The organism is Armatimonadota bacterium (assembly GCA_039679645.1).
GTDB lineage: Bacteria > Armatimonadota > UBA5829 > UBA5829 > UBA5829 > UBA5829.
In genome coordinates this window covers 69,518-82,592 of sequence record JBDKUO010000005.1, presented here as the reverse complement: position 1 = coordinate 82,592, position 13,075 = coordinate 69,518, and the positions used below count along the sequence as shown (strand labels likewise).

Below are 13,075 nucleotides of genomic sequence, written 5' to 3'. Positions count from 1 at the left end.
GACCAATAATTAAAACATATAGATGAGTATACGGAGGTGTGTATATGTCGATATCAGCAGTTTCCTCTTCATCGAGTAGCGCAGCGACAACAACAGGCACTGATGTACAGCAGCTTCAGGCACAAATCGCCAAATTGACCAAGCAAATTGCTAAAGAAGAAAAGAGCAGCGATGATGAGAAGGTAAAACAAGCGGCGATTGAACAGTTGCAAATGCAGATTCAGCAACTACAAATGCAAATCCAGCAAGCACAATCGGCAAGTTCCAAACAGAGTGTCGATTTAAGCAAGGCAGCATCGGTTGATCGAAGCGTCAAATCAAGCAGCATCTCGATAAGCGATAGTCAAATTGACGCATTGGCCTAACGTATGGTCGTTATGTTGCTTGAACTCACTTGCAAATAATCATTCAAAAATACTAAATAATAAATCTCACTGGTTTGCTTGCGTTATTGACAAATACGGCGTATACTTACTCATTGTAGTATCAACGTTTAGCATCGGCGTCTTCGTCATCCCGTGGATTGCGTTACCTTCTACGACTGATCGAATCTCCCGAGAGTGGCATAGCCACGCGCTCCATGTTGAAAAAAACAGGGATAACCTGGAAGGACGGCAATCAATTGGCCAACAAATCACTTTATGTAGGTAATATGTCCTACTCCACCACGGAGAGCGAAATTCGCGATCTGTTCGAGCCTTATGGCCCGATCGCTGATGTAAGAGTCATCGGCAACAAGGGCTTCGGCTTTGTCGAGATTCCCGAGGAGAATATGCAGGCTGCTATCGATGCCATTAACGGCAAAGAAGTCGGCGGCAGGACCCTCACAGTCAATGAAGCGCGACCCAAGACCGAGCGCAGCGGCGGCGGTGGCGGTCGTGGCGGCTACGGCGGCGGTGGCGGTCGTGGCGGAAGCGGCGGTTTCGGTGGCGGCGGTGGCCGACGCTGGTAATTAGTCAGCAACAAACGAGTCCGGTGCAAATGCACCGGACTCTTTAGCACCCGGGCATCACGAGCGCAACAACATCAGCATTAGGTCAACTAAGCCGGATACTTTTCCGGCAGTAAAATCTCTCTGGTACGTGGTTCTTCGCGATGCGATATACTAACGCGAGACTGGAGAACCTTTGTGACAGCACTACCGGCCCTCAATATCGGCCGCCTCAAAATAGACCCACCGTTCATACTCGGCGGAATGGGGGTCAGAAGCTCCGACCATCATCTTGCCTCAGCAGTAGCCAATTGCGGCATGGCGGGCACTATTGCAAGTGTCGGCCTGGTGCGCTCCAGGTGTAAGGGGCAGGCGTATGTCGACGAGAGCAACAAGGGCCTGATAGAAGAGATAAGAAAATCGCGCGAACTCTCGGACGGCGTGATCGGCGTCAACATTATGGTCGCCCTGACCAACTATGATGAACTGGTCAAAACAGCCGTACGCGAGAAAGTGGACTATATAATCTCTGGTGCGGGTCTGCCGCTGGGTCTGCCGGCGCTTGCCAAGGACAGCGGGGTCTGCCTGATTCCGATAGTCTCCTCCGGCAGAACGGCTGATATTATCTGCAAACGATGGCTCGGCAGGGATAAGTGTCTGCCGGATGCTATTGTCGTGGAGGGCGCTTATGCGGGCGGCCATCTTGGTTACAGCCTTGCTGAGGTTGCCGACTGGAACGAGCACAGCCTTGCATCAATCTGCAAGGACGTGATTGACGTTGCTCGCAAGTACGAAGAGCAGACAGGCAAGCATATCCCCGTAATTGCCGCAGGCGGAATCTTTGATGGCGCGGACATAGCGCGCCTGTTTGGCGTTGGTGTTGAAGGCGTTCAGATGGCGACCAGGTTCCTTGCCACTAACGAGTGTTCACTGCCCGACAACTGCAAGCAGCTCATTATCAACTCGAGTGAAGAGGATATGATAATTATCAAAAGCCCTGTCGGCATGCCGGGCCGCGCCGTGCGAAACGAGCTGGTCGAGAAGGTCCTCAGGGGCGAAAAGCAGCCTATCTCCTGTCCGTATCACTGTCTGCGAACGTGCAATCCATCCGAAGCGCTGTTTTGCATAGCGTCGGCGCTGGTCGGCGCGCACGATGGAGACGACAAGAACGGGTTGATTATGGGCGGATACAACGCTCACCGCATCCACGAAATAATCCCGGTGCGGCAGTTGGTAGACGACCTGGTCTCGGAGGCAAGCACCGCATTTGATCGTGAGGTCGACACGCAGCTCGCATCGTCAGGAGTTTAGAGACAGGCTCCCTGGTCAATCAGTGTGTTTATCAATGTATCCAGCGGCAAGTCGCGTGGAGTCGTGCCCATTTTAACTGAGATCGCCGCTGCGGTTCCTGCAGCCTGGCCTATAGCCATGCAGCAGGGCTGGACCCTGGCGCTTCCGGCTGCAAAATGAGTGGCCGAGATAGTGCGTCCCGCGACCTGAAAATCCTCCATCCCTTTGGGCAGCAGGCATCTGTATGGAACATGATAGTCCGATCCGGCGGACACAAAACCTCTCCCCCTGAGATTTTCTACACCCGAATCCGGGAGGTGGACGTCTACATTGTGAGCGAACCTGCAGATACCGTCAGGGAACTTGCGCGCCGATAGCACGTCATCCGCTGTGAGAGTATAATCCCCGACAATCCGCACGGTCTCGCGTATACCCAGGTTCTGAGCCGTATCTATCAAAAAGGCGTCTTCGCAGCCGGGTATATGGCGGCGGAATAGCTCAGTCAGCTCAAACGCTTCCCGGCGGCTGTTTTCTACGGCGTGCGATACTTCAGCCGGTGAACAACCGTCTACGCCTGGGCTGTGGATGGTATTGATGCTGAACACACCCGGCATCAGCGGAACAGGAGTCCAGCAGCCCATGCCCCGGCCTGTAGCCTCATGGAAAGCCTTGCCAAGGCTCAGATAGACGTCCGATTCCCTGACATGAGCATTGCCTATCCTGAACATAAGCGTAGGCGGCTGCATAGCGCCGTCGCTTTCCCTGCCTTTGACTATTTCGGCTCCGGCGAAACGAGCCAGATCTGCGTCACCTGACGCGTCTATGATCTGTCTGGCCTTGAACGCTAGTTGCCCGCACTTGGAGTTCGTACCAACAATCCATTCATTGTCGATATGCTCAGCCGATAGCGCCGATATGCCGTAAATCACCTCGGCTCCGGCCTCCCTGACCATTTCGTCGGCTATTATCTTCAAATATTCGGGGTTAATGGATATGTATCCCAGAGGGATTTTCGACGCCGCGCCGATAGACTGCATCCGGACCAGCATCTCTTCGGGGATGCCTTTTATAATGCGCTCACCCTCGTTCTTAAGATCGTCCGGCCAGGGCTGGTTGTCCTCATACAATCGCATTCGGGCGAAGTCGTTTCTGCGGTCGGCGTTGTCGAATGCCCCCCAGTTGCAAAGCAGCCCGCTCGTGGCTGCGCCGCCAAGGCACTCCGAACGCTCGATCAGCAGTGTGTCGGCTCCGTTCCTTGCAGATGCAATAGCCGCTATCATGCCTGCTGGGCCGCCACCGGCTATTATGACATCATAAGTTTTTTTGGAAGTTTCCATTGGTGTTTGTACAGCCTTTGAAATAGACGGGTCAGGATTCGGAAATCCTGACCCGGAATGGAAGCAATTATTTATTGATTATCCGGTCGAGTATGGGCGCAACTGCGTTTGCCATCCTAGTAAACCCGAGATCAGTAGGATGTAAGCCGTCTACTGTCGCCTCGCCGTCATCACCCATCAGGGAACTGCCTTCTATGTAGTGCATTTCACTCTTCCAGCCGTCTACATAGTCCTGATATATGCTCTTCAGAATATCATTTTTTTGCAGTAAATTCCATGGGTCGTTATGACAGATGAACTCATTCTGGAGCCCCGGACTCTCCATTAAAATAATCGGAGTATCGGGGTGGGTGGTTTTGAGCTTATCCAGCAGATAACGAATTCGTTCGTCCACTGTCTCGATGGCCATGTTGGGTATGCAGTCGATTACAAAAATTGACGGATCGAGCTCCACAAGCAGGTCGGAGACTTCGTGTTCGCACTTGCCGGCGCCTGAAAAACCTAGATTGATTGTCTCAATATCCAGTGCCCGGCTAATTATGGACGGATAGGCCATGCCCGGACGCGAAGCACATCCTCCCTGGACTATGGATGAGCCATAGACTACCACAGGCTTGACGTCTTTCTTGCGCTTGGAAGCTTTCCGGGTTTTCGAGCCGGCAATAACTCCTACTTTGACCGACTCTACGCCGTTATACAAAGGCAGATAGAGAGCATATTCTCTCATTTGGCTGGAAATGTCCCAAATAAGATTGGCTTCGCTTTCGATGTCTGCCGGAAAGCCCGTTGCCAGTTGGCGCAACTTGTCATTATGCATCACATATAGATCGATACCGCTTGCACCTGTGGCGGGCATATGTGTCAGAGCGAGTCTCTCCATTCTGAGCTTCCAGCGAACCTGTATCTCAGTCGAATCTGTCTCAAATTTAACGACTATCCCGGCGCTGTTTTGCGCAAGACCCCAGACGTCCGGGTGAACCAGTGCTTTTGCTTTGGCCGGGAAGCGGTCGTAGAAGCTCTCGGTGTCGGTCCAGCCTTTGCCTTCAATAGTCAGTGTGGCGGCGTCAAGCCATACGAGGGGGGCGTTTTTTGTTTCTTTAGTTGTAGTCAATCTATTTAGCTCCGAATTTTTTCGGCTGCTTCGCGCAGCGCTTTGGGTAACAGATTTGGGGTGATAAATTTGGCGTCCTGGTCTGCAAGGACAATCGCCCGCTCGATGGTGTTTTCAAGCTCGCGTACGTTGCCGGGCCAGGCGTAGTGCATCATCATCTCGAGCGCTTCCGGGTTTACGTGTTCGATCTTTTTGAAATTGTCTTCGGCGTACATTTCGACAAAGTGGTTTATAAGCAGGGGTATGTCATCGACACGCTCTCGCAGTGGAGGCATGTTTATCGTGATGACCTGCAGCCGGTAGAAGAGGTCTTCTCTGAACTTGCCTTCTTTGACGAGTTTCTCCAAAGGCTGGTTGGTGGCTGTGACCATTCGCACATCAACTTTAATAGTCTCTGTGCCGCCGACCCGCTCAAACTCGCGCTCCTGCAGCACTCTCAGGAGCATCATCTGGACCGTGGGCGGTATGTCACCGATCTCATCCAGGAAAAGCGTGCCATGGTTTGCAGTCTCAAACCGGCCCTTTTTGCGGTCGATTGCGCCGGTGAACGATCCCTTCTCATGCCCGAAGAGTTCGCTTTGCAAAAGCTGCTCGGAGAGCGCTACGCATGCCACCGGCACGAACGGCTCTTTAGCACGAACCGAACCGAAGTGCAGCGCTCTTGCCACGCCTTCCTTGCCCGTGCCGCTCTCGCCGCGTATGAGCACGGATGCCCGGCTGTCCTTCACCCGGTCGATCATTTCGAGGACTTCTTCCATAGCGGGAGAGCTGCCGACGATGTTGTCGATCTTGCTTATGGTCTTCTTGCCGGTGTGATGCCTGGGAGCGCTCGGGCGGCTGTCCTGGTTCATTCCTCTGCGTTCGAGAGCGTTTTTGACCACGATCTTGATCTCATCGAGGTCAAAGGGTTTTGGGATATAATCCAGCGCACCGAGTTTCATCGCATCCACGGCGCTCTTTATGGTGCCATGGGCGGTAATCATCAGGACGGATATACCCGGGACGATCTCCTTTGCGGCTGCAAGCAGTTCGACGCCGTTGATGTCGGGCATTATCAGGTCGCTGATAAGGACGTCCACATCAGTGTTCTTTTGCAGGACTTCTTTGCCTTTGCGCCCGTTTTCGGCGGTGAGGACTTTGTGGCCTTCCTTGGTCAGCACGGCTTCCAATACTCTTCTAATGTTCGGCTCGTCATCCACGACGAGGATATTGCCGGTTTTCTTACTCATACTTAAATCATACCATATATGGGTGATGGGTGTTAGGTATTGGGTCAGGGCAAACGCATCAAAATGCTATTCACCTTGTTTTGGCCTCTGCGGTTAAAACCGCGGCTAAGAAAAACACGAAGTGTCCCTTCGGACACTAAGATTTCAGTCGGCGGAGGCCGACTTTGTGAATTTACAGCAGTGACTTTAGTCGCAAAGGCACCATTTTGCCAAACACAAAATTAAGATGCGTTTGCCCTGGGTATTGGGTGTTGGAGAATGGATGTTCTCACACTATCAGTTATTAACACCTGAGACAGGATACTGGCCGATCGCCATAAGGCCGGAATACCTCGAACTATAAAAATCAGACTATACAATTAAAGGTGTCCCTTCCCTAACACCTATCACCTATCACCTAACACCTACATTCTTCGCTCCATCGTTTGATCGTAGTCCGCTGCAATGGTCGAGTAGGTTCTGGAGCGCGGCAGTACTATCTTGAATTTCGTGCCTTTATTCGGCTTACTCGACACTTCTATTCGTCCGCCATGGTTTTCGATTATTTTGTGTACCACACTCAAACCCAGGCCGGTGCCCTTCGTCTTAGTTGTAAAGAACGGCTGGAAGATGCGCTCTATCTTATCCTGCGCTATCCCGACCCCCGTATCGCTTACCGATATATACGCTCCGCCGGTGGGCATTGCTCCGGTCTCTATCGTGAGCATGCCGCCCTCGGGCATGGCCTGCAGCGAGTTGATGATCATATTTTTGAGCACCTGCTCGAGCTGGCTGTCGTCTGCCTGAATCTCCGGGACGGACTCCGCCAGGCTCTCTTTGACGATCACATTGCTGTCTGTGATATGCACGCTCATCAGGTGCAGAGTCTTTTCGACGATGTCGTTGATGCAGGTTGGTTTGAGCTCAAGCTGCATGGGCCGGGCGAAATCCAAAAACTCGGTCGTGAGCCGGTTAAGGCCATTGACCTCGTCGACGATAATCCCAAGGAACTCGACAATCGCAGGTTCCTCCTCATACTCCTTCTGTATGAACTGCGCGGCGCCCTTTATGGAGCTGAGCGGATTTCTTAGCTCGTGCGCGATACTGGCCGCGAGTTGGCCGACTGCCGCCAGCTCTCCCATGCGCCTGAAGTCGTCCTCCATCTTGATCTCACGGGTGATATCTTCAAATATGATAACCAGACCAAGCTGTTCGCCTGCACTGTTTAGCAGCTGAGATACGCTGACGTTTATGTAGACCTCATTACCGCCGCTGGTCGGGTGGAAAGCGAGTTTATATCCCTGGTATGTTTCGCCTGTCTTAAAGACGCGCTCGATTGACGTTTGCAGGCTCTGTCTCTCGGACTCCTCGACCCTGAGGCAGTTCATTGCCTCCTCGTAGTGACGCCCTACGATCCTTTCCACGCTGATCCCGACAATATTCTCGGCTGCAGTGTTCCATGTGAGGATCATGCCGTCCGAATCGAGAGTGACGACTCCCGCGGCAATGCTGCTCAGTATATTATCTGTGTAGCTGGTGAGAGCGCTGAGGGCTTCAAGCTCTTTATATATCGCTGCGCCCTGGCTTGCGATTATTGACAGCACCCGCACATCATCGTCCGAATACTGATTCGGGCTGTAGTTGTGTACGCTCATAACTCCGACGACCTCGTCCTGGAGAATGAGCGGGATCGCCATCAAAGAGCGGACCTTGTGCATTCGCTCGGTGTTGAACCTCGGGTCGATGTCGATATCCGGTGAGACGATTGCCTTTTGCTCGCTTACAGCCCAGCTTATTACGCTTGTCGAATCGAGCCGCTCATCCGGCGGTACTGATCCTTTTTCGCCGCGGGATCTGGCCGCCTTTACCGAGGCAATACCGGCATCATGGTCGACGGCATAAATAAACGCTTCATCATAATCCGCCAGGTCTGATACAATCGCGAGGATCGAATCGAGAGCCTCTTCGAGGTTTGCCGCAGAGCTGATCTTTTTGGAGAATTCGTACAAGGCACTCATCTCAAGCACGCGCTGGCGCATCTTTTGCTCATATGTCATGGCATTCTTGAGGACTGTCGCGGCGTGTGACGCCATTATGGATACAAGTTTTAGCTCCGTGCCCTGAAACTCCTCACCTTTACTTCTATAGAGCACGATCGCGCCTATAGTCGTGTCCTCGGCAATAAGCGGGGCAAGCATCAGTGTAGCCTTGCCTCTCGCAAGAGTTTTCAGCAGCTCTGAGTTATTGTCATTATTGCTGATATTTTTCGGAGATATCAGCAGTGGAGACTTGAGTTCGCGCACGAAATCGACTGTTTTTTTTGTCTTTGCGGCTGCTTCAATGCCGGAAGCAAGCAGTTGAAGTCCGCCGGATAAAGCTTTCGGGACCAGATGCCCGCGTTTTGTGTCGAAAAGGAGTAGCCCTGCGCCGTCGCATCCGACTGCTTTTGCCGAAGTCTGCACCAGCATCTGAGACGCATTATCCAGGCCGTAGGCTGCGCTGATATTCCGGCTGTGCTCGTAGAGGACATTCAACTCGGCGTATTTCTCCTCCATTGCCTCGTAAAGCCGCGCATTTTCTACTGCGATCCCTGCCTGGCTTACGAATGTCGCCAAAAGATCGACATGCTCGGGTTCGATTGCTTTGTTATTCAGGGAGTTGTCCGCTACGACCACTCCGATGGTCATATCTCGCACCACAATCGGAGCCGCCAGAAACTCGCCCGCGCCCTGTTGATTTGGTTCGAAAGGAGAGCCCTGAGAAAAAATCGGGATCTGTTCCTTTGCCGCCAGACCTATTACGCCTTCGCCGATTTTTACGCGCTCGGTAATACGGTCCTTTTTGCCGTAGCCTTTGCGCGCTCCGGCAATGAACTCATTTGCCCTGGCATCCAGCAGATATACGCAGCACCTGTCGAAGCCTACAATATCCGTGATGCTCTCGACAATCTGGTTGAGCACGTTTTCCAGATCAAGCGTGGAGTTGATAGCCCGCAGGACTACGGATATACGCGACATTTCTTCGATCTTGCGGTTGAGCCTTGAGTTGAGATGAGCATTGGATATCGCAAGCGAAGCATGGGTCGCAAATATACAGAAGAGTTTCAAATCGTCCTGGGTAAACGGAGGTTTCGGCTTGTGGCGCCTGATGCTCAGAACACCCTTTACGTAGCCGTCTTCGTCCTTAAGAGGCACGCACATTGACCCGCTGACTCCGGGCCTGGGCTTTACACCGTCTTTGAACCTCGGGTCGTGCGATACATCTTCAATAAGCACTGGTTCGCCGGTCTGAGCAACTCTGCCCGCGATCCCGGTTCCCAGAGCGATTCTGGCTCCGTGGACAATGTCATCGGCAAGGCCATAGCTGGACTTGATGATCAGAGCGTTCTCGTCAGGGTCCATAAGCATCAGCGAGCAGGTCTGAGCATCCATCACTGCTGCGGCTTTCATTACTACGGTGTTCAGCAGCGGCATTACATCGTGCGGGTCTATTGCCTGACCGACCTCATAAAGGGACGCTATTTCCTCAAGATGCCTGCGATCTGAATGCATGGATGTCTGTGAGATGTTATGAGGTGATTCGGTTTCCAGAGCATTGCGGGAAATATCGAATATTTGCCGCATTATGTCTTGAGCCGATCCATTTGATCCGGCCAGCTCTGCAATTTTTTGCATGGCAGAGTTATTTGAGGGCGATTGTGGCATTGTTTACAACTGACCTATTATTTGCATGTTGCGATAAGACTATCTAGACTGCCGGGAACCATGTTACCCGGAAATCCTCAACTATAACCTTGTTCCACAGATGAGTTATCTCATGCCTCTCTGAGCGATGCACTTATTGTAAATTTCGGTAAGTATATTGGAATAGCCTATCTGATTATTGTCTTCAATCCCCAGCTTAGCCATCAGCGGGGCGGCCATTTTGGATGCAAGCTGTTCGCGTACGGTTTCGTCCAACTCGGCTTTTCGCTCGACAAATCTCTGTATCGCTTCAAACTCATCCGGGCTGACAAGCTCGATATTGCGCACATATTCAGCCTCTGGGTATTGGGCAGGAGTTACTTCTTCTTGACTCTGCCTCACTTGGTCCCGCATCCACTCGCTGCGTTCCTTTACTACCAGTGTGCCTGCCGCGAAATCGCCCAGACGCTTGTTTCTATTGCTTGAGAGGACGGATATCAAACCGACCAGATAAATGCCGGGGATCATATCGACTATCCGCACCAGGTTTCGAACGGCGGCGCTTGCGAAATCTATTGGCATTCCGCCTTCGCGTATAGTGCGCATTCGGGCGTAACGTTTGCCGGGCGACTGGCCGTTCCACGCGGTCTCGAAGTAGACGTAATATCCGTACCACATCACAAACGACGCGATTGCCAGCAGCGCGTTTGCCCAGGATGTCCCCGGCCACTTGCCATATTCGGATAAGAGCACGCGAACACTCATAACAACCAATATAAGCAGACCCTGAAGCAGCAGGTCTATAATCGCAGCGCCCGCGCGCGATGCCAGCCCAGCCAGTTCATATTCTATCCTGACATTTTCGGGTGTAACTACCGTTACTTGTCTCGACAAAGCAATCTCCTGATTAGCCCAGAGCGGAGAGTGGAGAGCTAAGAGCCCAGACACTCTTACTGTAAGAGCTCACTCTCGATGAGTAAAATCGTTTGATCGTGTATCGTTTATCGTTGAAATAAGGCGTCACGATCAACGATCAGACGATCAACGATCAAACGATATGAAAATAATGCTCATGAAGACTGAGCAATTACCTCTTACTTTCGTATTTCGTTGATTAAGTGCTATAATTCCTGCGTGGACGAGCGCTCATACATAGAAAACAAACAAGAGTCCTGGCAGAGCCTGTCGAATAAGATCGACCGAATACGCTCACGCGGCCTGCGCTCACTTACACGAGCCGAACTCGAATCTGTCGGCTCGGAGTACCGCGGCGTTGTATCCGACCTGTCATTCGCTCGCAGCCAGGGCGCAAGCAATGAGTTAGTGATCTATCTCAACGAACTCGCTGCCCGAGCTCATGGTATACTTTATGCCACATCCGGCGCAAGTGTGGGCGGGCTTTGGTCCTTTCTTATTAGAGAGTTTCCGGCGCTGTTTCGTTCCACAATCAGGCATACACTTGTCGCGACACTGATATTCATGGCAAGCTGGGCGGGAGCGGCTTATCTGGTCATAACCGACCCAAGCATCTCTCATACTCTCATGCCCGAGAAACTGCAGGCCAAGGACGTCAGGAATGCCAAGTCCCCAATTCCAGACCCTGCGCAGATGTCCAGCTACATAATGACAAACAATATCAAGGTCGGTATATTATCATTTGCCGGGGGAATAAGCGCGGGTGTGATAACCGTGTTTGAGATGGTCCAGAACGGCGCGATGCTTGGAGTGGTCGCTACGCTGTTTTCGCCTATAATGGGCCGGGCTCGGTTCTGGTCATATATACTGCCGCATGGCATAATCGAGCTGGTCGCTATTTTTATATGCGGCGGTGCGGGACTTATGATAGGCTCGGCTATGATTGCGCCGGGTAATATGCGCCGCGCTGATGCAATCCGCTTGGCTTCCGGCAAAGCGCTTCGGCTCTTTGCTGGGACGATCCCGCTATTTGTTGTCGCAGGGACGATAGAGGGTTTCATCACGCCGTCCGTGTTGCCGATATGGTCTAAGCTCACATTTGCAGCCATAACCGCCATCGGCCTGATAGCTTATTTAGGCTTCGCCGGCGGCACCAAGCCAAATATAAAATATCAAATCAAAAATACTAAATGCTAGAGTTGTCCTCTGCCTTTGATGCTCAAGTATTCGTTTATGACCGATGGCGTGAACTTATCAGGGGGGACGTCCAGCACAATTGCTCCAGCCCGTGCCAGCCGTGCGGCTGCCTGTTTTCTCGCCTGCAGGACCTGCCTGGCTGCTGCTGCCTTGAATGCATCCTCCGCGCTCTCCACTCTCATCTCTCCACTTTCCACTTTTATGTGTGCGGCATCAGAGACAGCCGGGTCTGCCATTGTAACGACCAGGCACAGGTGCTTCCTGGTGAGGCTTGCGATCTGTGAGATCATAGGCTTTGAAGATTCAGGGTCGACCAGGTCAGTAAAGAAGACTATCAGGCTACGGCGGGTACATTTTCTCGATAGATACGGCACTGCGCGGTAGTAGTTGGAGTCACCTTCGGCGTCTTTGAGGTTATAGGCGAGACGCAGCAGGCTCAGGGTCTGGCTCTTGCCCGATCTGGGAGGCGAGTAGCTGATGATGTCTTCGCCGAAGGTCATCAGCCCGACTTTGTCGCCCTTTATCGCCGCCACATGCGCGAGCATCATGGATGCATTTATGCTGTGGTCGAGCCTGGTAAGCCCGTCTATCACTGGGCCCATGATCCGCCCGCAGTCCAGGACGATGAGTATATTCTGCGATCTCTCCTGCTGATAGAGCCTGGTCACCAGCTTGCCGCGGCGCGCTGTCGCTTTCCAGTCTACTGCGCGAAACTCGTCATCGGGCACGTATTCCCTGAGTGACTCGAACTCTGTGCCCCTGCCGCGAATTCGCATGAACCGCTGCCCGGGTTGGACCGCGTGCTCGCGCTTCAGGCCGATCTCATATCTGCGCATATCCAACAGGTTGGGATAGACCTTGCAGCGCTGTCTTGCGGGGATTTTATACTGCCGGATGACCAGCCCCAGAGGCCCGAACAGCCGGACGCATATGTCCATAAATTCATAGTCGCCCCTGTTTGGAGGGAGCACATGGTAGGTTGTCTCCCACTCGGACCGGGCGGACATAGCGAAAGGCGCAACGTTGCCTCGCGCGTCGAATCCTTCCGGATACTCTTCACGAACTATGCCCCTAAGCGCCCGATAGTCCGAGTTTCGCAGAATCAGGCGCACGGGGTTTGGTGCACCCAGTGAGAGCTTCTCGTCGCAGATGCGCGTGATCTCTACTGCCTTACCACGCACGAGCCACAGCCATTCCCCTGCCGCCGCGACAACAGCGAGCGCAATTGTCACGATCCCGCCGGTCGCAAGCGCCCCGGACCAGCCTGAAAAGCCGATCATCAGCGCCCCAATTATCAGCATTATTATGAGTCTGATTGTAAAGATCATAGTTTTTCCAGTCGGCGCAAACCAATTAGCGCAAGCATAAATCTGCTTACTCAAACGCTCTGCGCATTCCTGCCT

The 13,075-nt window shown here is 52.7% G+C and carries 10 protein-coding genes; 4 read left to right on the top strand and 6 right to left on the bottom strand.

Annotated elements, in window-relative coordinates:
• Window positions 1-44 precede the first annotated feature (44 nt).
• The 3 genes from ABFD83_01065 (at window position 45) to ABFD83_01055 (ending at window position 2,242) form a co-directional block, all read left to right on the top strand.
• Window positions 45-365, top strand: coding sequence for a FlxA-like family protein (locus ABFD83_01065; GenBank protein MEN6355653.1), 321 nt, complete (start codon window positions 45-47; stop codon window positions 363-365).
• A 257-nt stretch (window positions 366-622) separates the two neighbouring features.
• Window positions 623-952, top strand: coding sequence for an RNA-binding protein (locus tag ABFD83_01060; protein ID MEN6355652.1), 330 nt, complete (start codon window positions 623-625; stop codon window positions 950-952).
• Between the two features lie 177 nt (window positions 953-1,129).
• A complete protein-coding gene (locus tag ABFD83_01055; protein MEN6355651.1) occupies window positions 1,130-2,242 on the top strand; it encodes a nitronate monooxygenase in 1,113 nt (370 codons plus the stop codon).
• Here ABFD83_01055 and ABFD83_01050 read toward each other — a convergent pair.
• The 5 genes from ABFD83_01050 to ABFD83_01030 all read right to left on the bottom strand — a co-directional run bounded on the left by ABFD83_01050 (window position 2,239) and on the right by ABFD83_01030 (window position 10,454).
• Entirely contained in the window at window positions 2,239-3,558 is a 1,320-nt protein-coding gene (locus ABFD83_01050) for an FAD-dependent oxidoreductase (GenBank protein ID MEN6355650.1), read from the bottom strand. The genes ABFD83_01055 and ABFD83_01050 overlap by 4 nt on opposite strands.
• A 67-nt stretch (window positions 3,559-3,625) precedes the next feature.
• A complete protein-coding gene (locus tag ABFD83_01045) occupies window positions 3,626-4,669 on the bottom strand; it encodes an SGNH/GDSL hydrolase family protein (GenBank protein ID MEN6355649.1) in 1,044 nt (347 codons plus the stop codon).
• Window positions 4,670-4,674: 5 nt separating this feature from the next.
• Window positions 4,675-5,898, bottom strand: coding sequence for a sigma-54 dependent transcriptional regulator (locus tag ABFD83_01040; protein ID MEN6355648.1), 1,224 nt, complete (start codon window positions 5,896-5,898; stop codon window positions 4,675-4,677).
• A 404-nt stretch (window positions 5,899-6,302) separates the two neighbouring features.
• On the bottom strand, window positions 6,303-9,500 hold the full coding sequence (locus ABFD83_01035; protein MEN6355647.1) for a GAF domain-containing protein: 3,198 nt from the start codon (window positions 9,498-9,500) through the stop codon (window positions 6,303-6,305).
• Window positions 9,501-9,686: 186 nt separating this feature from the next.
• A complete protein-coding gene (locus ABFD83_01030; GenBank protein ID MEN6355646.1) occupies window positions 9,687-10,454 on the bottom strand; it encodes an RDD family protein in 768 nt (255 codons plus the stop codon).
• Window positions 10,455-10,670: 216 nt separating this feature from the next.
• Between ABFD83_01030 and ABFD83_01025 the strand changes: the two genes are divergently transcribed.
• Complete coding sequence (locus ABFD83_01025) at window positions 10,671-11,672, top strand: stage II sporulation protein M (protein MEN6355645.1); 1,002 nt, start codon at window positions 10,671-10,673, stop codon at window positions 11,670-11,672.
• Here the strand turns inward: ABFD83_01025 and ABFD83_01020 are convergent.
• The gene (locus ABFD83_01020) at window positions 11,669-13,054 is read right to left on the bottom strand and encodes a DUF58 domain-containing protein (protein MEN6355644.1); all 1,386 of its coding nucleotides are present in this window, start codon (window positions 13,052-13,054) and stop codon (window positions 11,669-11,671) included. The genes ABFD83_01025 and ABFD83_01020 overlap by 4 nt on opposite strands.
• Window positions 13,055-13,075: the final 21 nt, after the last annotated feature.